Below are 24981 nucleotides of genomic sequence, written 5' to 3'. Positions count from 1 at the left end.
AATTTTACCTCCTTAAAATTTTCTTTTGTTCTTCTTTACTCATATCAGTTAATATTTTTATTATACGGGTAAGACTGACCTCATCAATATTCTTTTCTCTTGCTATTTCTTTAATTTTAGTATGGATATATTCTTCCCGTTTTTTATCTTCAATTTCTATGTCAAGTACTAACTTGGCATTAAGAATATCACGGGCAAGTAATGTTCTTTTCTCTATGAGATCAATTAACAATTCATCCATTTCATCTATCTTATTTCTTGATGTTTGAAGTAATCTTAAAGCTTCTTCCCTATCCACTGTCAATCACCCTGGTACCTTCATTATCAACTTCTGTACAAAAGATCTGTCCTGGTAGGGAACTCCATGCTTCCTTAACCTTATCAACATTTTCATTTGATGCCATTGCAACAAATGCAGGCCCAGTTCCTGAAAGTCCGGCTGCAGTTGCTCCAGCGTCCAAAGCATCAAGGGCTATATTTGGGTCAAATGCCAACGAAGCACAGTACAATATTCCATTTAAAGTCATTGCATTGCATATATTTCCATGCAGAGCCTCATTAAAAGCCAGTTTAACTTGTGGGGCAATGAGTTTCATACGCCTCACATCTGATTGTGCAGTGGGTGAAATTCTATTAGGCATATACACTAATATATTTTGTTGCTCCATATCATGCATCTTTAGGATCTCTCTAGTGTTGTTATTTGTAACAGTCAGACCCCCATAAAATGATGCGCTTGCATCATCAAATGCACCTGTAATGGTAACTCCTGCTTCTAAAGATGCATCAACCCCAATATTCAAGAGTTCAAGATCATTAAAAGCAATTTTATCGGATTTTATATCATATTCCTTCATTAAAGCCTTTGCTGTTGCCATTACAATAGAATTTGATGTTGCACTGCTGCTTGAAAGGCCAGATGAAACAGGAAGTGTTGAACTTGTTTTTACTGAAAATCCTGTATCAACTTCAATATCACTATAATTTTCTTTAAATTTGTTAATCACCATTTTCACACAGATCTCCATTAGAGACATGTCAACGTCCCTATCAGCACTGCAAATTATTGATGAATCTGGTCCTTTTAATTGAACTTCAGCAGTAACATAACGTTTTATACCAAATGCAGAACCATATCCTGTTGCTATTGCATTTATGATTGTGGCAGAACCCGGAGATTTTACAATGGTTTTCATTATTTCACCGTATCTTAAGAATTATTTATAATTTTAACCAAAAATAATGTTGACAAATACACTAAAATCTTAATTTAAGAAATAAATAGTGGAATGCTTATTATTTTTATTAAGTTTTGATAACTATGGTAATTATAGATTTTTAAGTATTTATAAAATTGTGAATTGTTCAATTTATTTCACTTGTATTATTGATTAAATTTTACATGTAAAAGTTTAAATATTTAAATAATTAATACTCATATCATTGATTAGATAAAATAAAGTGATAAATAATCCTTGATATTCCATAAATCAAAGGAATTAAGGATAAAAAAAATGAAAAAATCAATACCAACAATGATATTGGGAATAATTCTTATTTCATTGGCATTTTTAACTTATAAAACATATCTAAGTTTTTATTTAGGTATTTATGGTTTTATGGCCATATTAGATACAACATTCTTTTTAAAGGAATATTACAACAAAACTACCTATATAATAATAGTAACTGTAGTTGTGTTAGGAATGTCAATTCTGTATTTTTCTCCGTTATTTCCCCATAACATGGTTATACACTCCAATTACATTGTAAATGGGTTAAGTACACTTTCAATAAATACATTGGTTATAGGAACTTTGCTTTTAATTTTACTGATGATAGGATCAATTTTAAAATTAGAAAAATATAAAAAAGCATTGGATTTATACAATAAATCCCTTAAATTGGACTCTGAAAATCCTAAAGTACTATACAGTAAAGGACTTGCATTATTAGAATTGGAAGAATATAATAAAGCAATTAAAATATTTAGCAAAATATTAAAATCATATCCTGAAAATACAAAGATTCTTTACAGTAAAGGATTTGCACTGGCAGAAATTGAAGAATATTACAAATCATTGGAAATATTTAACAGGCTATTGAAATTAGATCCAGAAAATATCAATGCAATATATTGTAAATTATTTATCCTTAAAATCTTGAACAGAAATGAAGAAGCTTTAAGATGTCGTGATGAAGCAGTTGCATTGGATGAGAAGATTTTGGAATACGGTCTAGAAGAAAACCCATTTAAATCCTGGAAAGAAAATAAAAATGATACAAAGAATTATATTTGTAATCGAAACAAAAACAGTCAAAAATAATCCATAATTAAAAATAAAATACATATTAATCTATTTTAAATTTGTAAACGAATATTGAACTTATAATAACCTTATAACTCCATATATGATTACATATGCCATAATAAGGAGATATGAACTACCATGGGAAAAGGTTTAAAATTCATAATCTATTTTATAATAGGAGGTTCTATACTAACACTTGTCACTTATTACGGGACTCGTGATAAGGGAATACTAGCTGCATTCATTGCAATGTTTCCAATTGTTACCGCCATGAGTATTATAACCATCTATAGCCAAACAGGAAGTTTACCTGTATTAAATTATGTTAAAGGGCTTCTGATTTTAACACCAGTATGGATCTTATTCCTATTTTGCTTAGTTTATTTACTTCCCAGACTCGGATTATTTGCAGCTTTAGGAATTGGTATAATAATCTATCTAATATTATCCATTTACATAATCTATTATCTTTAAACTATTCCTAAGTTATTTGACAAAATATTTACATATTTGAAGTAGATTTCAAATATGATATTAAAGGATTTCATATTTCAAAGATATTAAAAAATTAATGTAAAACGGCATTATTAGGTTGATGTTTATTTAAAATTAATATCTAATAAATATTTTCAGGATATAAAATTAAATAAATTATTTAATCATGTAGTTTTTTACTTAGGTTTAGTAAATAACCTTATTTAATGATGGAATAAATAAGTTGATTATAAAAATTATAATATTATACCAATTTTGAAGTTATGATTAAACAATACAAATTCCAACTTAAATGGCTTAATAAACTTGAATGTATGATTTTTGTGACATGTGAGGGCATTCTATAAGATGTATTAAGATTTTTTCAAAGAGATTAGATATATATGGTTTTATTAACAGAATATTGATGGTATATCAAATAAAAATTCTTAGTTCAATATTATAACAAATTTGGTGAAATATAATTTATGAATAAAATATTTAAATTTATAATACACCTTTAAAATTTATTCATTAATTGAGTGATATTGATGAAAAGAGACAGCAAAATCGTTTTATCTATAGTTTTTGGAGGATTATTTTTTATAATAATCTTAATATTAGGAATTTCAGCTTTAATTGGAAGTTCTAACAGTACGATAAATATGAGTCCAAATGGGGATACAGTTGCAATTATACCTTTACAAGGAGAGATTGGATATGGATCATCCGTTATTAATGGAGGAAGTGTTATCACTCCAGAAACAGTGCAAGATGCAATTTCAAAGGCCGAAGCAGATAGCAGTGTTAGTTCAATACTTCTAGATGTTAATAGTCCCGGAGGATCTCCTGTTGCTAGTGAAGAAATAATGGAAATTATTAAAGATAGTAAAAAACCAGTAGTTGTATGGATTAGTGACGTTGGGGCTTCTGGAGCGTATCTAGCAGCTTCTTCGGCAGATAAGATAGTTGCAAGTCCATCATCCATGGTGGGTAGTATAGGTGTAATAATGGAACTAACAGATCTGTCCAAATATTACCAGATGAATGGTATAAACAAATATTCCATTAAAGCAGGCCAGTACAAAGATATGGGTGCGGACTATAGAAATTTAACCACCAATGAAAAGAATATGCTTCAAGGAATGGTTGATCAAGATTATGATCATTTTATTACAATTGTTTCAGATAATAGACATCTAGACAAAAATTATACAAGCAGTATTGCAGAGGGTAAAATATATACAGGAACACAAGCTAAAGATTTAAAACTGGTAGATGACACTGGTGGAAAAACTCATGCACTAGATATAGCTGCAAAACTCGGCGGTATAAAAGGAAGTTATAATACCGTTACAATATCAACAACATCCGGGCTTTTAGACCTGCTCAATAGTTTGTCATCAAAAATTGCATATTCAATTGGATTGGGTATTGGAAACAATTTAAAGAACGGTACCGAAAACAATGTTAATATGCCTTCAATTTATTGAATAATTAAGTAACAGAAAAGCTAGATTTTAATATTCCGAGGTGAAAAATATGGTAGTTAAAATTGAAGTGTTTACATCCCCATCTTGTCCATACTGCCCTATGGCTGTTCAACTGGTGGAAGATGTTAAAAAAGACATGCCGAATGATATAGAAGTTGAAAAAATAGACATAATGGTTGATCAAGAAAAAGCCAGAGAATACGGCCTAATGGCTGTTCCTGCTGTTGCACTAAACGGTGTTGTTAGATTTGTTGGTGCTCCCGGTAAAGAAGAACTTTTAGAAGCTATCAAAGAAGAGATGGCAGGAAAAAAAGCTTAAAAGATGTTTAATAAAAATGGCTAAAGGGGCAGTTTCAGGCAGATTTCACTTAAAAGAGTCTGAATATGGGATAACCACAGGGAGTGCAGCTACTGCAGCTGCACTTGCAGCCCTTCTCTCTATAAAGGGAAGCATAACTCAAGTTGAAATAAAAACACCCCTTGGAGATCTGAATGTTCTTGTTGAACATTCTGAAAGATTAAATACTTATTCTGGAAGAGCTTCTGTAATTAAATTTCCATATAATGATCCCGATGTTACAAAGAACATTGAAATTTTTGCTGATCTAATTATAACTGATACTTCTGGTGTAATCATTAAAGGTGGAAATGGGGTTGGAACAGTTACAAAGCCAGGTTTACAAATTCCAGTTGGAGAACCTGCAATAAATCCTACTCCCCGGGAAATGATAATATCAAACCTTCTAAAGAATTTACCAGAAGGTAAAGGTGCAGAAGTAATTATTACAGTGCCTGGAGGAATAGAACTCGCAAAAAAAACTCTTAATCCCCGACTGGGTATTGTGGATGGTATTTCCATACTTGGCACAACTGGTTTTGCTCGTTCAATGAACTTGAAAAGTTATAAAACATCCTACAGATGTCAAATTGATGTTGCTGTGGCTGAAGGGTATAAAGATCTTGTTTTTGTACCTGGAAATATTGGTGAGAAAATTGCTAAAAGAATATTAGATGTTAATAGCGATCAGATAATCCAAATGGGAAACTTTGTTGGATACATGCTTGAAGAAGCATCAAAAGAGGGAGTAAATAGAATAACATTATTAGGTCATGCTGGAAAGCTCATAAAAATCTCTGCAAGTATTTTTAATACTAAACATTCCATAGCTGATGGGAGAAGGGAAGTAATATCGGTTCATTCTGCTCTTTCAGGTGCAAATAAAGAATTTATTAAGAAAATTTATGAATCCAACACAACAGAAGAAATGATAAGTCTCCTAGAAAAACAGAACTTGGTTATACCTGTATTTAACAGCATTGCCGAAAGCATTAAACATATTTGTTCTGAAAGATTTAAAATGGAATTTGACTGCATGATAGTTAACATGAATGGTGATGTTCTAAACAACAACCATGCAACAAGATCATAATTATTAAAATATTCAAAGTGATTCAAACGTTACAAAGAAAATCTTATTTTAAAATTGCTAAGAATAATTTCATCTTTTCACTTTATTTATATATATCTAGATCAAAATTTTTAGATATTTTAGAAAACTTAAGAATATTAATTAACTTAAATACCATATTTACATAATGTTCAGAAATAATATAGAAAATTCCAATTTAAATTAACATAACCTGGAGAAGAGTATTATGGCTAAAGAATTCACACACCTCTCAAATACAGGAGTAAAGATGGTAGAGGTTGGTAATAAGGCCGTTGTAAAAAGAACTGCAACTGCACAAGGTAAAATACATTTACAAAAATTTACAATTGATTTGATTAAACGAGAAGAAATTAAGAAGGGAAATGTTCTCACAACTGCCCAGATAGCAGCAATAAGTGCTGTCAAATCAACCCATCATCTAATCCCTCTGTGTCATTCTCTCACAATAACAGGAGTGGATGTTGATTTTGAGTTTGGAGATGATTTTATTGAAACAAATGTTACAGTTCGATGCAATGGAAAAACAGGTGTTGAAATGGAAGCACTAACCGGAGTTAGTGTGGCTCTTTTAACTGTGTGGGATATGGTAAAAAGTGTTGAAAAAGACGAAAATGGACAATATCCATCAACAAGAATATCTGATATTGTTGTTTCTGAGAAGAGGAAAGAATAATTATTTTAAATAATAAAAGATTATTGTGTATAGATTAAAGAGGTAAACTGATTTTTATGGATTCTAAAGATTCTGAGATTAAGGAAATTGTAAAGGAAAGTTATCCAAATATTAAAGAATTTAATCCTGCCCAGAAAGCAGTTATAGATTCAGGATTTTTGGAAGACAAAAACAATTACATAATTGCAATACCAACAGCCAGTGGAAAAACAGTTCTTGGAGTTATGGCAGCATTAAATGCTATTTTAAATGGAGGTAAAGCTGTTTATGCGGTTCCACTCATTTCTATACAGAATGAAAAGGTTAAGGAATTTAAAAAGTTTGAGAAATTTGGGATAAAAGTTGGAAAGCATCCTTCATCCTCTGATCTAGCAGTTATGGTATTTGAATCCTTTGATGCAATCACCAGGTTTTCATGGAATACCCTCAGAGACATTGATCTACTAATTGTTGATGAGTTCCATATGATTGGGGAATACTCAAGGGGTCCAACCATGGAATGTGCAATAACGCGTTCCAGAATATTGAATCCTAGTATGAGGATCATAGCACTTTCAGCAACTCTAAAAAATATGAATGAAATTTCTTCATGGTTAGATGCTCATGTTGTTCAACATGATTATCGTCCAGTCCCACTTTATAAAGATGTGCTGGCAACTGAAGAAATGGAAATAAAGAACAAAAATGATGTTATTGTGAAAATTCTCAACACTTCTATAAAAGAATCATCACAAGCTCTTGTTTTTGTATCGACAAGAAGGTTTACAGAATCACTTGCAAATTACACATCAGGAAAGATCAAAAGGAAAATTACCAGTGAACAAAAAACTAGATTCCATGAGGTAAGCCAGAAAATACTTGATGTTCCAAAAAAACGTGGGTCTCTACCAACAGCTGTATGTCTAAAACTTGCTGAATGCATTGAAAATGGAGTTGCATTCCATCATGCAGGTCTATTCGACAAACAAAAAGAGATAATCGAAGATGAATTTAGGGCAGGGAACCTTTTAATGATTACATCAACCCCAAGCCTCATGTATGGTGTTAATCTTCCATCAAAAAATGTTGTAATTAGAGATTACACCCGATGGACCAGTCAAGGACCTCAGCCAATACCTGTATTTGATTACGAGCAGATGTCTGGTCGTGCTGGCAGACCTGGATATGATACAGAAGGATATTCCTACCTTATTGCAAAGAGTATCGATGAAGCTTACAACCTTAAAGATCATTATATTTATGGAGAAATAGAATCAACCAATTCTAAACTCATAGAAAATAAAGATGCAGTATACAAACAGATAATAACACAAATTGCATCCACCCTTGCAAAAAAACCAGCAGATATACTTGAATTTTTTTCTGAAACATTTTATGGTTGGCAAATGGCTAACAATGAATATTTAAATTCATATTGTGCAGATTCAATGGAGTATGAGGTGAATAATGCACTTGAATTCCTTATAAAAAATGGTATTATCAAACCAACACCAGATGGGCTTAAAACCACTGAATTTGGAATGCTCATTGCAAAGAGTAACTATGCTGTAGAAACTGCTGTTAGACTAAGAGAGTTTGCAAGTAGATCCAATGAAATTGATCCAAACCAGCTGATCTACGAATTAACTAAAACACCAGATATGCCACGAATAAGTTTCAAAGGTCGGAAAAGTAAAGAACCTGTTAGGGATAAATTAAACAAAGCAGGAGTTTTTGTTGTAGATATAGGTAATAATGAGGCAACAGCTGCAACATTAATGGAATGGATGGATGAAAGGAATGAATATGAAATTGAAAATGCATTTAATGTCTATGCCGCTGCAACACGAAGGTCTGCATACGAGGCATCACTGCTTGTAAAATTTTACAAAAACATATGTAATATTATGAACTTCTATTCAGGATTAGACCTACTCGACATGTTATCTGCGCGTCTTTATTATGGTGTAAAACCTGATATTGTTCCATTAGTTGTGAGTATAAAAAGATTAGGAAGAAAACGGGCCAGATCTCTTGTAAAAGTTTTTGGAGAAGATTTGAGATACATAACCCGCGATGAACTTTTGAAAATAGATGGAATTGGCCCTAAGACAGCAGAAGCCATATTAAATAAATATTTTGGCGATTAATGTAATTAATAAATATTAAAGAATATGATAAAAATGATCTTGAACAGAGATAAGCTAGAAGATAATATTGACATAACCAGACGGGAACTACTAAGATTACTGAAATCTGAGGCAGTTAAAATTCATATAACACATATTATGAAAGCTTGTAACTATCTTATTGAAGAAGGTAAATATGTTCAACCAGGTTACAGGAAAAAATTCTATGATGCTTACATAAAAAGTTTTATTTTAAGAATAAAGGAAATTAAAGAAGATAAAAATATTTATTCAGATACAGTGGATATGGATGAACTCAAAGAGTCATTCACACTACTTGAAGAACAAGAAAAAATAATGATGGAAATTTATCCTAAAGATCCCTATTTCCCAATAATATACCAAATTATATCTATTTACACCAGTTTTGTATTGGATGAACCTATACATGTTGTGGGAACAGAGTTTCCAGGCGGTTTTAAAGTCAAATTTGATGGAGAGAAATATTTGTGCCCTGTCAAAGAAAAACAAAAAACAAATCCCAATGCTGTATGTGGTTTCTGCATTGCAGAACAAGACCCTGAACTATTTGAGGACATAACTCAATCTGAAAATTGATTTTTTTATATCAATTTTGTATTTGGAGCTTTAAAATGCTAGAAAAATTTGAGATACTTGATCTAGAAAAATTATCAAGAAACCAGCTCAGGGATATAGTAAAAGCTGAAGCAAAAAATATTCATATGAAAGATATAATGCTTGCAGCAGCATTTCTTAGGGAAGATGCAAAGTACATGCCAAAGTCTTACAGAGAAGATTATATTGAAAGATTTTCCAAGGCTTTTTTCTTGAGGATAAAGGAATTAAAAGAGGATAAAAATGATTATTGTGGATATGTTGATGTAGAAAAGCTTCAAGAATTTTTAAAAGTATTAAATCAACAGAATATTGATGCTGAAGGAAATAATGAAAGATGTTTTGTTAGAATAGCTAGGATAATAGCTACCTATACAACATTTGTGCGTGAAGAACCTATACATCCCATTGGAACACGATTTCCTGGAGGATTTGTATTACATAGTGAGAATGGAATATATTTCTGCCCAGTAAAAAAACGTCAATTAAAAAATCCAAATGCACTATGCAGATTCTGTGTATCTGAACAACAATTACTTCACTGACACACTTTTTGAAAGTTAATATCAAATTTTTTTATAATTTAAATTAGGATATTCAATTTTTACTGAAACCTATAATTTAACAATTACAAAAAATAATTATTATAATCATGAAGTTAACAAAAGTTGAAGGTAACACAATTCAAGAATGTGATTTTGAAAATGATAATGCTAAAATATTATTCACAGATGGAACACTATTGGAATTTGAAATGTGTTTAGATGGAGATCCTCCTTTGCTGAATGTTTTCCTCACTAAGCATGGAAAAGAACGTAAACGTTATTAAAAATAAATTTAACAGCCTTTTATGAAACGCACAAAATATACTACAAATTCTTTAAGATATTATTTCATAGGGATCATATTAATTTTAATTGGAGCAATACTTGTCTATACCACTCATAATCAGGTATATTATTCAATAATGGGGATTGGATTATTATTTTTAGTTTTTGGGATGAACGAAACCATGAAATCTATATAATAATTAAACTGATTGATATTTTTTTGTTACACTTGCACTCTATGACTGGTTTTTAGTGATAAACATCACAAACTCCCTGTTTTTTAATAAGATATATCTATTATCAAATTCATAATAATATAACAGGGGCTTTAATTTTGTTAAAATTTCTTGATATTAAAATGAATGAAATTAAGCCTGGTTGTACTAGGATATTGCTTAAATTTAAAGATAGTGAAGTTAGCCCTGAAAAATACTTATTTTTAAAAGATCGATTGGAAAATCTAGAATGTTATATGAATAATGAGTATTCCATTAAACTTGGAATGGATTATAATGAACATTATGAGCAATTGACAATCGAAGTTACCATCTTGACTCCAGAACACCTTATGCCTAAAGACATTGAGAGTGCCATGAAGATATTCATGGACCATCTGGGAACGATTGAAAATTTTTATGAAGCACAATGCTCAATATTTGATAAGTCATGCTCAAAGGCTTTAAGATGTTAATTAATTTTTTTTAATATAATATAAATAGTAACTATTAAATCATAGTTCCAATTACTTAATTTTGAAGTAAAATGGCTGAAAATATCAAATGTCCCCGTTGTGGATTTGAAGGTCAAAAAAACCGTTACATCCATCCAGTACATTCAAAAGACAAAGATTCAGAATCAAAGGGTAATAAGTATCTTACTATCATTGTTACTGAGTACTATTGTCCTGAATGTAAAAAGTGGTTTAAAATTTAATTTTGGAATTTAATTTGAACCATATGACTGGTTTTTGTGATATATGTCACTATAATATACTATTTTCATTAGATTTATCTATAATGAATGTTAATTATAAATTGGTGATATATATTTTAGAATTTATCAAATTTGAAATGTTAGATCGAACAAAACCTTTTGCAACTGATATATTGCTGAAATTTGAGGATAATAAAGTTAACAAAGCACACTGTGCCTTTATTGAGGATCGTTTGGGTAATTATAATTTACATTTTGATCGTGGATGTACCATGACATATGATTCACTATATGATGAATCTGATGAACAATTGTCTATTGATCTTATAATATCAATTCCAGATCGTCTTAAACCTCAAGACCAAGATGAATTTACACAATTATGTAAGGGTTTAATAGAAGGATTTCAGAAATATTATGAACGAAGCATTCAATTTTTAAATAATAAAAATAGAAAAGGATCAGATTTAAACCCTTCTTACATATTATCCTGAACATTCACAATTCATGAGAAGGTTTAACGTCTTCAGTTGAACTACATTTGGACAGAACTCAAATACTTCTGTATTGTAGATTTCACCACATTTACTGCATGTTACTATTGATTGAGGGGTGCACATTGTAAACACCTCCTTTATGGCATATAGGCCATCATTGCAAGTTGTATTCCTATTTTTCTCCCATGTCCTGCTAATTCACTTTCAGGTACACGGATACCAAAGAGTTCATATAATGATTGTTGGCTGAGTTACATGCACAATAGTATTATGGTGTTCTGTTTTAGGTCGTTATCTTCTAACCATCTTGGTGATGTCATACATGCGGGTTTAGGTAAAGAACTTCCAGCTATTAATCCCAATGCCCTTAATGTTATTAGACCTGCAATTCCATCAACATATAATCCTAAAGCTTTTTGTTTTGCTTTTACTGTGTCTCTTGTTACTGGACAGTAAAATCCATCTATTTTTATTCCTATTTTCTTTTGTAATATTTTTTATGTCCTTGGTTTCTGTACTTCCTATTTTAAGACTGTTTTTTCTGTTATTGCCATAATTTATACCTCCATTGTTTACACTAACTAAAAATAAAAAGTTATTAATCACTTCAAATTCAAAAAAGTAAATTGGATATGGGGATCTTCTTCCGATTTTCTCTACTAGATATTATTCACCAAATCGTATCACAGAAAAAAGGAAATGGAAAACCCAAACATTGTCCACTTCAAAATAAAACAAAATTTCAAGTACAACATTCACCCAATATAATAAATAGGGTAGGGGTTGTATACCTCAGTTTTTTGCTCAAAAAAACTCTATCTCTTTAATTTTTTTGTGTCTATGAAATTTGATAAAAATCACATCCCTGCCCGCCTCATAATTATAAAATAAAATAAACCAAATTATCAAATAGGACAGTACCCATAATATAATATGGGCAGGGAATAAGCGCCTTTCAACACTTATTTTTTAGTTTTCTAAAATTTATCCCTGCCCGCATGATAATTATATAATAAACCAAATTATCAAATAGAACATTCACCCTATTTAATAAATAGGAGTATGGGATGGTGTTTTCTTCTCTAATTTTTTACCAATTCCTCCACGAATTGGTCCCCCAAATATGTGGAAAATACCTCCCTGCTCCTCATAACAAAAAAAAGGGTTTAATTCATTATTTCTCTACTTAGACTGTTAAATCGTACTAGATTTAGAGGTAGAATATGCCTCCAATTATTTATGCGAAGAATTTACTCAATAATATAAAGTACCAAGATGTATATGTTGCTACTATAATTTCATCTTCTACATTAAGATCTTCGAATTTTCCGTTCTATAGACCCCCATTAAATAATCAATAATTCGTTATGATATTGTTTACATATCCCTTTCTATTTTTAATGTTCCAAATATCTTACTTAAAAAATAATATTTTTGTTTTATATCAAACGAACAGTACTATTTTTTTAATTAAAACTCTGATTTTTCTTATTTTCGATAAATATATCCATTTCTAAGTTCAATATATAACTAGGGAGATTATGTAATGATACAAATTGTCGATATTAAAACAAATGAGAACCAAACATCTACCCATATTTTTCTTAAATTCGAAGATAACACTGTAAACAAAGAATTATACACCTATCTAAAAGAACAATTAGACAAATTCAAATTATATACAAATAACGATTACTCCACGAAACTTGAAATAAAATATAATAATCATATTGAAACATTAACAATCGAAATCACTATTATAATCCCAGTTAAAATCATGCCAAAAGAACTAGATAAATCCGTAGAGATAATCATGAATAAAATAAACCTATTTAGAAACTACTATGAATCACAAACTGAAATATTTAAAAGAACAAAATATATCACTGATTAATCCAAACTTTTAAGTTATAAAAAAGTAGGTATAAGTGGTTTTATAAACCTACTCTATCTACTATTACCTTTGCTACTTCTTGGGATGATTTAAATGGGAAGTCATTTGGTTTAATAATTTTACTAGCATCTTGTACGGTTAATACAACATCGCCAGATCTACATGTGGTTTGCCCACCATCTGGAAAGGATCCTAAAAGTTTTTCAGGTGTGTCTATTGGAAACTTGGCATGCTTAAGTTCCCTAATTATCTGCGTTCGTATATCTTCTTTAACGCTCATTTTATTATAATCCCTCCTAAATTTAAAAAACAAATCCCTTACATAATTATTTGTTTATCAAAGATGATATAATTGACTGTAATTAATGATTTTTTATGAAAAATTAAATAAGCCACAATACATATAAATATTATTTAGAGGTAGGTCAGTCATGTTACACTATAAAGGATTGATACATCCAGAACCTTGGATAACAATCAAACCATTAAAAGATACTGATATGAATACAACAGAAACATTAGGCTTTTATGATGATGAACTTCCTGAAAACTCTTGTAACAGGATAAGAGAAGAATTACAAGAACATTATGGTGGAGATGCTTTAATACATGTCTACTATGAAAAAGATAAAAACTATGCAATAATTGAAATAACTAAATATTTCAACAAAAAAGACGATATACCCAAACTAGTTTCTAAATTCAAGTCCTCATTCGAAGAATATTATAATGAAACATTTTATGAATACAGGATTTAAATTTATTCAAATGTCATGTAGTGAATATATAAAATAAAAAAGAAAGGAAAAAATAGTATTTATGTTCCTGTTTTGAATTTGAAGGTGTATGTTGCTTTTAGGTTGTTGCTTGCGTTGTCTTTAATTGCTGCTTTTGGTATAGTTACTGTGTACCATGTGTTTGCTGTTCTTTTAGTGGTTTTGATATAGATTGTGTTTCCTTTATTATTTTATTGCTTATTTTTAATATTTTATGTGTGGTAGTGTTTTTGATAGTTATTTTCTTGAAATAAGTACTTGCTTTGATGTTTTCAAAGAATTTAATATAATTGTGGATATCTAATAAAAATAGTTCATTAATTTTTGTATTAATTTTTTTTAATAAAAAGGAGTAGTTTTTCCATTATTTTTAAAATTGAATAGATATTATTCAGCAAAAGTTTTCTTAAACACAGCAATCCATGTTACTTTGAGTTTTTCCTTTTTTTTGACCATTATACTATCCATGAGTTCTAATTTATCCTCAAATTCATCCCCATATTTATCTTTGAATTCAATCCATTTATCATTATCATTAAAAGACAATTCCCTAGTTTTACTGCCAATATCATCCAGCCAAGTATCTAATATTAATTGTTCCATCTTATTCTGTGATGGATATATTTTATCTTCAAGGATTTTGGCACCTTCTTCTTTATCAAGAATCTGACTTGCCTTTTTTATTTTAATCATATTATAACCAAAGAAATTTTAGTTTCTATTATTATTCTTGCACCCTTCAGCAGTTGTTAACTTGTTTTTGATGATTTTTCTAGCAATTCTAAAAGAACAACTGCATTATTATGCTTTTCATCCTTTGCAGAGTAAATCATAGTCACTATCTTGTTAATTTTTTCCATATCGCACAGTTGGTTAATTAATTCCTTCTTTTCTGCAAGCTCATCAATATATTTATTTTTGAATTCTCCCCATTTTTCAGGTTCATGTCCAAACCATTTTCTTAGTTCATTGCTAGGCGCAATCTCTTTCATCCATAAATCAAATTTGGCCTTTTCTTTTGAAACTCCCCGAGGCCATAACCTATCAACTAAAATTCTATATCCATCTTCATCTTCTGGATCTTGGTAAGCTCTTTTGATTTTAAACATATTAACCAATATTAATATCTTTGTTATAGTTTATTATTTTATTGGTGTATTATCCATAATATTAGAGAATTAGTAGTTATATAGAGAATTTATTCCTATTTATCCACATTTATGTTACATCATTGGAATATTGTCTGATCCAACATTTGATTATTTAATTTGAATTTGATCGTACCTTATTTTGATTAGATTTTTTTCATAAGTTGAGTAAATTAAATTGTATATTAAATTTTTATCTATATTAAATCCTTTTTTCCTGTTTTAACTCTTTATTCTTATCAAATACTATCAGTCTTATTTTTGACAAAGTCATTCACTTTAACGGCACTGTAAGTATTTCCTTTATATGTTAGTATTGATTTTATTGCATGTCGTGGACACATTGAAACACATCGCATACAGTATTCACATTTATTCTGTGTTACAGGGTATTTATCTAAGACAATATTATTTAAAGGACAGATATTGATGCATATCCCACAATTATTGCATTTGGACTTGTCTGTTTTAAATTTAAAGTATTTTTGGTGCATATCAATTGCCGAAAGTTTAAATCCTCCAATTGAAATTAAATACATAATATCTGAAAAAAATGGAACTCTACCCCAATTTGTTGTTCCTTCAATTAATGCTTCTGCATATTTTTCTGCTTTTTCAAGTCCTTTTCTAATCTTAAGATCATTTGTTTTTTTATCTTGTATATAAAAGATGTTAATAGGCATTATGATTTCACAAGCCCCTATAGGTTTGTATCCTTTCTTTTCCAAGATATTCCGAAGAGGACCAACCAACCCTCCGGAATAGCCCCCAATGTATCGACCATGAATATTTCAGTTCCTTGTACATTGGGTAAACTTTTTATAAATTCCCATACTAGAGTGTAGGTGGATAGTATTGCCACTGGAAATCCCAATCCAATTGTATTTTCAATATCTATTTCTGTACCATTTGATAATTCCATTCTTTTCAAATTAACATGGCATCCATTTTTGATAAATGTATCAGTCATTTTACGGGCAACTAACATTGTGTTACCAGTTCCAGAAAAGTAATAGAAATCTATGTTATTATTCATGGTTTACAACTCATACCTCTTCTAATTAATATTTGAATTCTCTTCAACTAATTTATTTATTTTTCTATAGCATTCACAAACAATTAAAACATAAATTCGGTTTTTTTTAAGATTCTGCCTAAAAATTGGTTACAACATTAATATTGTAAAGTTTTATAATCTTTTTGTATATAATTATTTAATAAGTAATATTTAAATATAAGATAATATAAATAGCCTAAGCCCAAAATTAGTATATAAATTAATTATTTGAATGTAAAAACATGTTTTCATCGTTATAAGTTGCTATCCGTTCTTTAAATCAATTATATAATTTTTTTTACCAAAGTATATACCATAGTAAGAACAATAGGAACTTGAAGTTAAAATTTTAGAGAAATTATTCATAGGAAATAATAATAAAAGTCTCAATTTTAAATTTCTATTTCTAAATGGACATAGTCCATTTTTTTAAATGATATATATTGGAGAGGATAATATAAGCGATATAAACGATTTTTTAGAGGCTTCGGGCAAAATTAAAGAAATAAACAATTTTGACGAAAAAATTATCAATTATGAAAATGAATTGAATACTCTAGAATCAGAAAGAATTAATTCTCAGCTTAAAGTATCTGAAGCCGAGGATAAACTCCAGGAACTCAAAGATAAACTTAAAGGTTCCAATAATGGTGTTGAAGGTATAATCGAAAAGGAAAATAAAGATCTCAAACAACTTTTAGTCTCAATATCCGAACTAGAAATTAGTATCTCTGAAAAAACCAGCGAAAAGGATGAATTGCAAACTGAAAGAGATGAACTAGTTAAAAAAAGTTTGATGATATTACATTCAACAATGAAAAAGGAACATCAAAAAGCAGATAAAGAACATGCTCGTTATGTTGAGTTATACACCCAAGAAAGGGCAAAAAAACATGATTTAGAGCGTAAAATGATGAACCTTAAGATGATGGTATATAAAAATTATGGTTTAAGGTTAATTTAACCATTATCTAATTATTACTAGAGATTTATTTTTCCTATTTTTATTCTGTTTTTGACTCCTTAGGGATTTTATAGAGTATTTCCATAAGTTTTATTATTTAAATAATTTTAATATGTTTATTTTAAAAGGAATATAAGACTCTTGATAACGAATATACAGAACATATGTTTTTAGTTTTTATTATGAATTCTGAATTAATTGCTTTTTTATTTTAGTATCCCAATAACCTCCTCTTTACATAGTTATGCTTTATTATGAAATTCTCTTTTTATCAATATAATCATATGAATAACAACAATAATTATTGGTTTTTTTTAATCCTATGGTATATTTATCGTTTTATTGTGCGAAAAGAAAATTAAGATAATAAAATTAATCCTATGTTAACAAAAAAAAGTTAATGACTTTAAAAATTTAAACAATGTGTTATGTTAATAAATTTCAATTGCAAGCAATAATTTGAATAATAATCAATAATAGAATTAAACTATATTTGGGATTGTTGAACAATAACATTGGGGTGATTTGATGGTTTCGAATGATGAGATAAAGAAGAAATTATCCGATAAAAGGGAAGGAAAAAAACAAATAAAAAAGAATTTAGCAGGAGATAGGACTCCATCAAGTGAAGAAATCAAAAGGAAATTTAAGCAAAAAAAAGAAGTCCCAAGTGAAAATAGAGGATATTTATTTTGTAAAACTTGTAACGGATATTATGAACTCCAACCGGGGGAATCTGCTTCTAATTTCGAGAGTTGTCAATGTGGAGGGGAATTAAAACATATAGATACTCTAGATTCATTAAATTTGAGCTCCAAACCAAATAAAATAAATGAATAAGAACTTATTAGAAACAAAATATGATAATTGAGATGAATGGGAATTTGGTTAGAATGTTTCGATCCTACTGTTAGAATAAGACTTTGTATTTTTCCTTTTTCTAGTAAATTTGATATTAAAATCCAATGCACATATAGATTTACAATATTTCAATGAAATATACGTATTTTATTAATATAATTATTAGCCTAATAAGATTAAAATTTATAAAAAATTAAATATTAATCTTCAAGTGCCCTCATATAATCAAATAATTCAGGATATTTTGATCTAAATATTCTTGGATCTAATTCGATTTGTTTATTTATTATTTGCATAGATTCGTTAGAAAGAGTTTGTTGAATTCCTTTTGCCACTGCATTCTGTTCATCTCTTACCATATCATGAACACTTTTAAATCCTTTAATCTCTTCCATAGGATCTAAATCTGCTCTCATTTGAACCTCTGAAGCTTTTTTCATTTCCTCTAAAAGTTCAATGATATCTGGGTCAACATTTTCTTGTGTTTTTAAAATATCAATTCGCATTTGTATATCTTTAATTTTTGGAAATGAATATTTCTCTTTTTCCATTTTTTTGTATATATCTGGCAATCCTATTCCTAATGGAGCACAACTATCATCCAGATATACAGGTTCTTTTATTAAAGAATTTTTAGTTTTTAATATACTAAATTCTTTTGGAAATCTTTTTTTAGTTTCTTCATCCATTTTAATCACTACAAAGTATTAGGTTCAGTTTATTTTAACTTGATCAACCTACTGGATTAACTCTTCCATTTCATCAGGACTTAAAATTTAAATTATTTAAATTCATTATAAACTACCATCAGAGATACAATGTACCCCGAGATTTATTCAAAAAGTTAAGATAATAAAAATCCCCTATTAAATTGACATAAGGGTGTATTTTTGCAAAAAACATTAAATTAAATTGGTTTTGTTTGGTTCGTTATATCTTTTTTCTTTCCACATTTAGAGATAATCCTAAGTAAAAATTTGGGCTTATTTTTTGTCTCCTAAAAGAACATAGAATACTAAATCAACAAATTAATAGATTGTAATGTTAATTAACCTCCGCCATCACATAATTCGTTGCTCATGTCAACATCTTCAAATTTACCTTTAGATCTTTTGATTTTTCCTTTGATGTCTTCTTTCTCATCAACATCTTGTTTTTCTTTTATTTGATAATTGGATTGTTTATTTAGTTTTTCGTGTTCTGATTCGCCCATAACTTCAAGTGATTCGCTATTATACCATAAATCAGTTGTATTCACTAATACCCATGTTCCATTATCATCAGATTTAAAATCAACTGCCTCCCCTGCACTTCCAGTACCAGCATATCTTACTTGAAAACCTTTTAAAATAGGTTTTCCCCTTACATCTTTTACTTGCAAAAGATCACCTCATATTTTGTTAAAAAATTATGATCTTAATTATTTACAATTTATCAACATCTATATTTGATTTCTCAATATTTAGGAGAAGATAATCGCCAAGTACAGCTATTTCATTGGGTTTAATCTCAATATCTTTTTTTCTTATGCCAAATTCACCAGCCGATATGATTATAATATTTATTTGACCCGCTAGAGGATCCACAATCATATCAGAAACTTTACCTATTTCTACAGCGTTTTTATCTAAAACCTTTGTTTCTAGAAATTCACTAACCTTCATTAAAACACCTTTATTTATTATCTATTTTTTGTTTTATTTAATTTTTTAAGGAAATTCTTAAAAAGTTAATTGATGATGTTCCTAATATTAATAGTTTAACTTTACAAATAATAATATCAGTCTTAAAGTTTTGGATCGTGAAAAATGAAGTACTCATTTAAGATATTTAGTATATTTGGAATACCCGTGGAACTTCACATATCATTCCTAGTCCTCATGTTGTTAATTTACATTATAGCTCTTTTTAATCTAATTCCTTCTGTAAATATTTTAACCGCTGTATTAATAACTTTAATTTTTGCTACAGTAGTAATACATGAGTTGAGCCATTCTTATATTGCAAAACGTTATGGTATTAAAATTCAAAGGATAGTTTTGCTTCCAATTGGTGGTATCTCTGAAATGGAAGAAATACCTAAAGAACCTGCAAAAGAATTGAGAATTGCCCTGGCAGGTCCTGTTTCTAATTTAATTATTGCTGTAATTACATTTGCTATCCTCATAATATTTGGAACCTTTCTTTCAACTATACTTTCAGGAGCATTGTACTATTTCACAGTTGTCAACTTACTTCTAGGTTTGTTTAATCTTCTTCCTGCATTTCCAATGGATGGTGGAAGGATTTTAAGAACATTTTTAGCTGAAAGAATGGATTTCATAAAAGCAACAAAACTTGCTGCAACTATTGGTAAACAATTTGCCATAATAATGGCGGTTATTGGAGTTTTTTTTAATTTTCTATTAATACTGGTAGCTATATTTGTTTATCTAGGTGCTGAAGGAGAGTATAGATCGGTTGTGGTTTCTACACTTTTGGGAGATGAAAAGGTAAAAGACATAATGACATCAGATGTCCATACATTAAATCCAGATAATTCTGTACAAGAAACTTTGAAAATAATGTTCCGTGAAAAACATATGGGATATCCAATAACAGAGGATGGAAAGTTAATTGGAATTATAACATTTCATGATGTATCAAAGATACCAGAAAATAATCGGGACATGCTGATCAAAGAAATAATGAGCACCGAACTGATAATATCTGATCCAAATGAAAATCTTGTTGAAACAATTGGAAAACTAAATAGAAATAATATTGGACGTTTGCCTGTAATTGAAAATGGCGAGCTTGTAGGAATAATATCAAAAACTGATATAACAAAAATACTCGATAAGAAAGAACCTAAATTAGATTAATACTTAATCTAAATTTATTTTTAAATAATAATCTGAATCCAAATTTCTTTAACTAAATAAAAAATTTATTGATAATAGATGAATAGAAAAATAGTTAATTAAATACTTACCATTATTATAATCTAATTTAAACCATACTAAATAAGGAGATTTTTATATGAAAGATGCTTGTAGGTTCATAATCAACGAAATAATGGAGGGGAGAGTTAAAACTAAAAAAGACCTAGAAAAGCTTAAGTTGAAGGCTTGTCGAGATTTTAAACTAATGGAATTTATGAGCAACTCTTTAATACTTGAAAATGCTACCCCTGCTGAAAGAACGGCAATATCTCCTATTATTCGTAAAAAGCCAACTAGAACAATTTCGGGAGTTGCAGTAGTTGCAGTAATGTGTAAACCACATAAATGTCCCCATGGAAGATGTACATACTGTCCTGAAAGTGATATTGCCCCTCCAAGTTATACTGGAGAAGAACCTGCCGCACTTAGAGCTCGTATGTATGATTTCGACCCCTACAAACAGACTTACAATAGACTGTCACAACTTGAAAGTATTGGACATCCACTGGATAAGATCGAACTCATAATCATGGGTGGAACATTCCCCTCCTATTTCCTATGCTACCAGGAATGGTTTGTAACACGTTGTATTGAAGCAATGAACGATTTTGGAATTGAAAATCTAGATAGACATATTGAAATTCGTAAGAATGGAGATTTAAAGATCCCCTCAAAATTCAAATACTTGGAAGAAGCACAAATCACCAATGAACAGTCTCCTGTAAGATGTGTGGGTATGACATTTGAAACCCGTCCAGATTATGCTAAAATTGAAGATGTTGATCGAATGCTCCAGATGGGAGTTACAAGGGTAGAACTTGGTGTCCAAACCATCTATAACTTTATTTACAAACGTATCGAACGAGGACATAGGATTAATGATGTTATTGAATCTTCTAGAATATTAAGAGATTCTGGAATTAAAGTTGCAATGCACTTAATGCCCGGATTATACTCAGACCCTGAAAGAGACCTGAGGATATTTCGTAGGATATTCAAAGATGAGAACTTCAAACCGGATATGTTAAAAATATATCCGTGTCTCGTTACCCAAGGATCTAAAATCCATGAATTATGGCAGAAAGGTGATTACACACCATACACAACTGAGGAAGCTGTTGATCTAATTGTTAATGTTAAAAAAATGCTTCCAAAATGGGTTAGAACTATGAGGATTCAGCGCGACATACCTTCACAATTAATTGAGGCGGGTGTTAAAAAATCTAATCTTGGTGAACTTGTTTACCAAAAACTAGCCCTAGAAAATGTAAAATGTCAGTGCATAAGATGCAGGGAAGTGGGTCATCAAGATATTCTAGGTATTAATCCCGACTTTGGAAAAATAAAACTTATGAAAGAGGAATATAATGCTGGTGAGGGTCTTGAAATTTTCTTATCCAAGGAAGATCCTAAAAATGACATATTAATTGGATTTCTAAGGTTGAGAATACCTTCTCTTAAAGCCCATAGAATGGAAGTAACCTCGAAAACGGCCATTATTAGAGAACTTCATGTTTACGGTCAAATGGCTGAATTAGGTCAGAAAAAAAATGAACTATGGCAACATATGGGATATGGAGAAGAATTACTATTTGAAGCTGAAAAAATAGCTTCAGAAAATTATGATAAGAATAAAATGCTCATAATAAGTGGTGTTGGGGCCCGTAACTATTACAGAAAATTTGGTTACGAAAGGGAAGGCCCTTACATGTCCAAAATAATTAAGTAATATAATTCTCTTATAAACCAAAATTAAGGAGTTGATCTATTTGATATCCCCTGAAAAATTGGCTTCAATGATAGACCATACAAATATAAAACCAGATGCAAGTGTAAAAGATATAAATAACCTTTGTAATGATGCTATGGAATACAATTTCTCATCTGCATGTGTTACACCAACAAATGTGGCATTAGCCCATGAAATTCTGGAATCAACTGATGTAAATGTCTGTTCCGTAATTGGATTTCCATTTGGAGCAAATAAATCTGAAATAAAAGCATTCGAAGCCCTTGTAGCCGTAGAAGATGGCGCAGTAGAACTGGACATGGTCATGAATATTGGGGCATTGAAATCATGTGCAGATTCACTTGTTAAAAGAGATATCGAAGGTGTTGTCGAATCAGCAGATGGGATGGTTGTGAAAGTTATATTAGAAACAGCATTATTAACAAATAGTGAAAAAATAAGGGCTTGTAACATTTCAAAAGAAGCTGGAGCAGATTATATTAAAACATCTACAGGGATTGGATATCCTGGAGCAAATATCCAAGATATATCACTTATAAGAGAAACAGTAGGGCAGGATATGGGCGTTAAAGCATCAGGAGGGATTAGAAACCTTAATACTGTACTTGATATGATTAATGCAGGAGCATCAAAAATTGGGACTTCCACTGGACCAGCAATAATGAAAGAACTGGAAAAGAATATACATAAATAATTTCTAAATTATTATTACAGAAATTATATGGGAGGAATACAATGGAAATAGAAATAGAAGTGATTGGAAAAGGAAAAGTTAAAGCTATTCTTGATAACAGAAACCCATATACTGCAAGAATGATCTATGAAAACCTCCCTCTTGAAGGGGAAGCTAATCTATGGCTCCATGAAATATATTTCGATGTTCCATTAAAATTGGACTATGAAAATCCTAGTTCAACAACTGAAAAGGGAGATCTATCCTATTGGCCTCCAGGATCTGCGTTTTGTATATTTTATGGTGGATCACAACCTGCATCAGATGTAAATAACATAGGAAAGATAACAGATAATCTTGAACTCTTTTTTGATGTTGAAAATGATGATAAAATTGTTATAAGAAAATTTTAATTATTTAAATACTTTATACAATTTTTTTGTCCATTATTATCCTATTATTATTGGTCTTAAATCCTTTTTTAGATAAAACTCTTTTGCAGGTAAATCTATATTGGTCAACAGGATTAAACGATTGCAATCATCGGTTGCTCGGTTGCATTCAATATAATCAAGTAATTTAGTTCCAATTCCGTTTCCTTGCATTTCGTTCGCAACAAATAATTCGTCTATAAAAAAATCATTTCCAGTCCACCATGAACGTTTATGACCAAAACATGCTCCAACCAATCTGGATTTTTCATAGGCAACAAAACCCTCAAAGACAGGATTTTCAATTAGTTCAATAAAATAAGTTCTTACTTGATCAATGGATATCCAATCATCATTCCAGGGATCTGAAGAGAATACATCTTTGTATAATTCAACACATTCCTCGATATCCCCTAGTGTGAATTTCTTTATTTCAGCAGTTCCATAATACGTTGAACCAGTATTTGTTGAACTTTTATCTAAAAAAATTGTTCCATGTTTCTTAAAATGTTCAGATATTGGTCCATGTGTAAAATGTTCTATAACAATAGATTTAACAGACATAGTATAACCTCATAAAGTTTAGTAGCTAAACTATGTTATAATAATTCATGTTTTAAAAAAGTATCGATGAATTCTTCAATCTTACCCATAATTTCAATGAATGATTCTAATTTTTCTTCTTCAATACCCTCCATATAACCGAAAAATCCCTCTTCCATTTGTTTATGTACTTCATCCATAATGTAAAATGCTTTCTCACCTTTTTCAGTGAGTGACAGAACAATTTCCTTAGCATTACCGTGTTTTTTATCTTTTTTAAGAAATCCTTTATCAAAAAGTTTGTTTACAACTTGTGAAACTGCTCCTTTGGTAATACCAAATTTTTTACTCATTTCTGTTACACTATTACCATAGTTATTTGCAACAGAATCTATAACATGCAATTCAGAAGGATAAAGTTTCTCATCTGAACCAATATCAATGGACATTTTTTCTAATTCATTGAATTTTTTTGTAATTCGCAAAATAAGAATCATAATTTTAAATGTAACTTCATGATTGATCTGTGTGTTTTCCATTTTAACCACTGAAA

General features: G+C 29.9%; 35 protein-coding genes and 1 pseudogene. 21 read left to right on the top strand and 15 right to left on the bottom strand.

What is annotated here, in order from left to right; genetic code table 11:
* Positions 1-4: 4 nt before the first annotated feature.
* Complete coding sequence (locus tag DL91_RS02835; RefSeq protein WP_048190172.1) at positions 5-298, bottom strand: chorismate mutase; 294 nt, start codon at positions 296-298, stop codon at positions 5-7.
* Positions 291-1196 carry a shikimate kinase gene (locus DL91_RS02830; RefSeq protein ID WP_048190171.1) on the bottom strand — a complete coding sequence of 302 codons (906 nt, stop codon included), beginning with the start codon at positions 1194-1196 and terminating at the stop codon, positions 291-293. The genes DL91_RS02835 and DL91_RS02830 overlap by 8 nt, the downstream gene beginning before the upstream one ends.
* Before the next feature lie 318 nt (positions 1197-1514).
* On the opposite strand from DL91_RS02830, the gene DL91_RS02825 reads away from it, so the two are divergent.
* From DL91_RS02825 to DL91_RS02775, 13 genes are all read left to right on the top strand, one after another.
* Entirely contained in the window at positions 1515-2327 is an 813-nt protein-coding gene (locus DL91_RS02825) for a tetratricopeptide repeat protein (RefSeq protein WP_156095904.1), read from the top strand.
* Positions 2328-2450: 123 nt separating this feature from the next.
* Positions 2451-2786, top strand: coding sequence for a hypothetical protein (locus DL91_RS02820; RefSeq protein WP_048190169.1), 336 nt, complete (start codon positions 2451-2453; stop codon positions 2784-2786).
* Positions 2787-3337: 551 nt separating this feature from the next.
* Complete coding sequence (gene sppA / locus DL91_RS02815) at positions 3338-4279, top strand: signal peptide peptidase SppA (RefSeq protein ID WP_048190168.1); 942 nt, start codon at positions 3338-3340, stop codon at positions 4277-4279.
* Positions 4280-4328: 49 nt separating this feature from the next.
* Positions 4329-4598, top strand: a complete 270-nt coding sequence (locus tag DL91_RS02810) for an MJ0307 family thioredoxin (RefSeq protein ID WP_048190167.1) — start codon at positions 4329-4331, stop codon at positions 4596-4598.
* 16 nt (positions 4599-4614) lie between these two features.
* Positions 4615-5709: a cobalt-precorrin-5B (C(1))-methyltransferase CbiD gene (cbiD, locus tag DL91_RS02805; RefSeq protein ID WP_048190166.1), complete on the top strand. Its 1095-nt coding sequence runs from the start codon at positions 4615-4617 to the stop codon at positions 5707-5709.
* Between the two features lie 226 nt (positions 5710-5935).
* Positions 5936-6403, top strand: a complete 468-nt coding sequence (gene moaC / locus DL91_RS02800; RefSeq protein ID WP_048190165.1) for a cyclic pyranopterin monophosphate synthase MoaC — start codon at positions 5936-5938, stop codon at positions 6401-6403.
* Positions 6404-6450: 47 nt separating this feature from the next.
* Positions 6451-8532, top strand: coding sequence for a DEAD/DEAH box helicase (locus DL91_RS02795; RefSeq protein WP_197050659.1), 2082 nt, complete (start codon positions 6451-6453; stop codon positions 8530-8532).
* Between the two features lie 33 nt (positions 8533-8565).
* Complete coding sequence (locus DL91_RS02790; protein ID WP_048192335.1) at positions 8566-9129, top strand: DUF2115 domain-containing protein; 564 nt, start codon at positions 8566-8568, stop codon at positions 9127-9129.
* Positions 9130-9164: 35 nt separating this feature from the next.
* The gene (locus DL91_RS02785; RefSeq protein ID WP_048190163.1) at positions 9165-9692 is read left to right on the top strand and encodes a DUF2115 domain-containing protein; all 528 of its coding nucleotides are present in this window, start codon (positions 9165-9167) and stop codon (positions 9690-9692) included.
* 107 nt (positions 9693-9799) lie between these two features.
* Complete coding sequence (locus DL91_RS13305; RefSeq protein ID WP_156095902.1) at positions 9800-9976, top strand: hypothetical protein; 177 nt, start codon at positions 9800-9802, stop codon at positions 9974-9976.
* Between the two features lie 335 nt (positions 9977-10311).
* Positions 10312-10668 (top strand): hypothetical protein, encoded by a 357-nt coding sequence (locus tag DL91_RS02780; RefSeq protein ID WP_048190162.1) that lies wholly within the window; start codon positions 10312-10314, stop codon positions 10666-10668.
* A gap of 71 nt (positions 10669-10739) precedes the next feature.
* Positions 10740-10910, top strand: coding sequence for a hypothetical protein (locus DL91_RS13300; RefSeq protein ID WP_156095900.1), 171 nt, complete (start codon positions 10740-10742; stop codon positions 10908-10910).
* Positions 10911-11047: 137 nt separating this feature from the next.
* The gene (locus DL91_RS02775) at positions 11048-11404 is read left to right on the top strand and encodes a hypothetical protein (RefSeq protein ID WP_156095898.1); all 357 of its coding nucleotides are present in this window, start codon (positions 11048-11050) and stop codon (positions 11402-11404) included.
* Here the strand turns inward: DL91_RS02775 and DL91_RS14330 are convergent.
* The gene (locus tag DL91_RS14330; protein ID WP_255343915.1) at positions 11396-11530 is read right to left on the bottom strand and encodes a hypothetical protein; all 135 of its coding nucleotides are present in this window, start codon (positions 11528-11530) and stop codon (positions 11396-11398) included. The genes DL91_RS02775 and DL91_RS14330 overlap by 9 nt on opposite strands.
* Positions 11531-11658: 128 nt before the next feature.
* Positions 11659-11874, bottom strand: a complete 216-nt coding sequence (locus DL91_RS14475) for a peptidoglycan-binding protein (protein WP_369792063.1) — start codon at positions 11872-11874, stop codon at positions 11659-11661.
* A 1079-nt stretch (positions 11875-12953) separates the two neighbouring features.
* Here DL91_RS14475 and DL91_RS02765 point away from each other — a divergent pair.
* Positions 12954-13301, top strand: coding sequence for a hypothetical protein (locus tag DL91_RS02765; protein WP_048190159.1), 348 nt, complete (start codon positions 12954-12956; stop codon positions 13299-13301).
* 40 nt (positions 13302-13341) lie between these two features.
* Here the strand turns inward: DL91_RS02765 and DL91_RS02760 are convergent, their stop codons facing one another.
* Positions 13342-13581, bottom strand: coding sequence for an MTH865 family protein (locus DL91_RS02760; RefSeq protein WP_048190158.1), 240 nt, complete (start codon positions 13579-13581; stop codon positions 13342-13344).
* Between the two features lie 151 nt (positions 13582-13732).
* Here DL91_RS02760 and DL91_RS02755 point away from each other — a divergent pair, with 151 nt between their 5' ends.
* A complete protein-coding gene (locus DL91_RS02755; RefSeq protein WP_048190157.1) occupies positions 13733-14059 on the top strand; it encodes a hypothetical protein in 327 nt (108 codons plus the stop codon).
* Between the two features lie 59 nt (positions 14060-14118).
* On the opposite strand, the pseudogene DL91_RS14470 reads toward DL91_RS02755, so the two are convergent.
* From DL91_RS14470 to DL91_RS14080, 5 genes and pseudogenes are all read right to left on the bottom strand, one after another.
* Positions 14119-14253, bottom strand: a pseudogene (locus DL91_RS14470) (Ig-like domain-containing protein); the annotation flags it as partial.
* 211 nt (positions 14254-14464) lie between these two features.
* Positions 14465-14770, bottom strand: a complete 306-nt coding sequence (locus tag DL91_RS02750) for a DUF488 family protein (protein WP_048190156.1) — start codon at positions 14768-14770, stop codon at positions 14465-14467.
* 56 nt (positions 14771-14826) lie between these two features.
* Positions 14827-15186 (bottom strand): DUF488 domain-containing protein, encoded by a 360-nt coding sequence (locus DL91_RS02745; protein WP_048190155.1) that lies wholly within the window; start codon positions 15184-15186, stop codon positions 14827-14829.
* Positions 15187-15464: 278 nt separating this feature from the next.
* Positions 15465-15977, bottom strand: coding sequence for an EFR1 family ferrodoxin (locus tag DL91_RS14085; RefSeq protein WP_231551360.1), 513 nt, complete (start codon positions 15975-15977; stop codon positions 15465-15467).
* The gene (locus tag DL91_RS14080; RefSeq protein WP_231551359.1) at positions 15926-16261 is read right to left on the bottom strand and encodes a hypothetical protein; all 336 of its coding nucleotides are present in this window, start codon (positions 16259-16261) and stop codon (positions 15926-15928) included. Before DL91_RS14080 ends, DL91_RS14085 begins: the two co-directional genes overlap by 52 nt.
* A gap of 454 nt (positions 16262-16715) precedes the next feature.
* Between DL91_RS14080 and DL91_RS02735 the strand changes: the two genes are divergently transcribed.
* Both DL91_RS02735 and DL91_RS02730 read left to right on the top strand, forming a co-directional pair.
* On the top strand, positions 16716-17246 hold the full coding sequence (locus DL91_RS02735; protein WP_048190154.1) for a hypothetical protein: 531 nt from the start codon (positions 16716-16718) through the stop codon (positions 17244-17246).
* 528 nt (positions 17247-17774) lie between these two features.
* Positions 17775-18086: a hypothetical protein gene (locus DL91_RS02730; RefSeq protein ID WP_048190153.1), complete on the top strand. Its 312-nt coding sequence runs from the start codon at positions 17775-17777 to the stop codon at positions 18084-18086.
* A gap of 221 nt (positions 18087-18307) precedes the next feature.
* Here the strand turns inward: DL91_RS02730 and DL91_RS02725 are convergent, their stop codons facing one another.
* The 3 genes from DL91_RS02725 to DL91_RS02715 form a co-directional block, all read right to left on the bottom strand.
* On the bottom strand, positions 18308-18796 hold the full coding sequence (locus tag DL91_RS02725; RefSeq protein WP_048190152.1) for a hypothetical protein: 489 nt from the start codon (positions 18794-18796) through the stop codon (positions 18308-18310).
* Positions 18797-19155: 359 nt separating this feature from the next.
* On the bottom strand, positions 19156-19488 hold the full coding sequence (locus tag DL91_RS02720; RefSeq protein WP_048190151.1) for a DUF2098 domain-containing protein: 333 nt from the start codon (positions 19486-19488) through the stop codon (positions 19156-19158).
* A 43-nt stretch (positions 19489-19531) separates the two neighbouring features.
* Positions 19532-19771, bottom strand: coding sequence for a PRC-barrel domain-containing protein (locus tag DL91_RS02715; protein WP_048190150.1), 240 nt, complete (start codon positions 19769-19771; stop codon positions 19532-19534).
* Between the two features lie 144 nt (positions 19772-19915).
* Between DL91_RS02715 and DL91_RS02710 the strand changes: the two genes are divergently transcribed.
* The 4 genes from DL91_RS02710 to DL91_RS02695 all read left to right on the top strand — a co-directional run bounded on the left by DL91_RS02710 (position 19916) and on the right by DL91_RS02695 (position 23867).
* Complete coding sequence (locus tag DL91_RS02710; RefSeq protein ID WP_048190149.1) at positions 19916-20971, top strand: CBS domain-containing protein; 1056 nt, start codon at positions 19916-19918, stop codon at positions 20969-20971.
* A gap of 157 nt (positions 20972-21128) precedes the next feature.
* Positions 21129-22760, top strand: a complete 1632-nt coding sequence (locus DL91_RS02705) for a tRNA uridine(34) 5-carboxymethylaminomethyl modification radical SAM/GNAT enzyme Elp3 (RefSeq protein WP_048190148.1) — start codon at positions 21129-21131, stop codon at positions 22758-22760.
* A gap of 40 nt (positions 22761-22800) precedes the next feature.
* Positions 22801-23475, top strand: a complete 675-nt coding sequence (gene deoC / locus DL91_RS02700) for a deoxyribose-phosphate aldolase (RefSeq protein ID WP_197050583.1) — start codon at positions 22801-22803, stop codon at positions 23473-23475.
* Between the two features lie 41 nt (positions 23476-23516).
* The gene (locus DL91_RS02695) at positions 23517-23867 is read left to right on the top strand and encodes a cyclophilin-like fold protein (RefSeq protein WP_048190147.1); all 351 of its coding nucleotides are present in this window, start codon (positions 23517-23519) and stop codon (positions 23865-23867) included.
* A 36-nt stretch (positions 23868-23903) separates the two neighbouring features.
* On the opposite strand, the gene DL91_RS02690 is transcribed toward DL91_RS02695, so the two are convergent.
* Positions 23904-24449 carry a GNAT family N-acetyltransferase gene (locus DL91_RS02690; RefSeq protein ID WP_048190146.1) on the bottom strand — a complete coding sequence of 182 codons (546 nt, stop codon included), beginning with the start codon at positions 24447-24449 and terminating at the stop codon, positions 23904-23906.
* A gap of 35 nt (positions 24450-24484) precedes the next feature.
* Positions 24485-24967, bottom strand: coding sequence for a MarR family winged helix-turn-helix transcriptional regulator (locus DL91_RS02685; protein WP_048190145.1), 483 nt, complete (start codon positions 24965-24967; stop codon positions 24485-24487).
* Between the last annotated feature and the right edge of the window lie 14 nt (positions 24968-24981).

It is taken from the genome of Methanobacterium sp. SMA-27 (genome assembly GCF_000744455.1).
In the GTDB taxonomy this organism is placed as follows: Archaea; Methanobacteriota; Methanobacteria; order Methanobacteriales; family Methanobacteriaceae; genus Methanobacterium_B.
The sequence above is the reverse complement of the archived record's forward strand: the minus strand, read 5'-3'. Positions and strand labels throughout refer to the sequence as shown.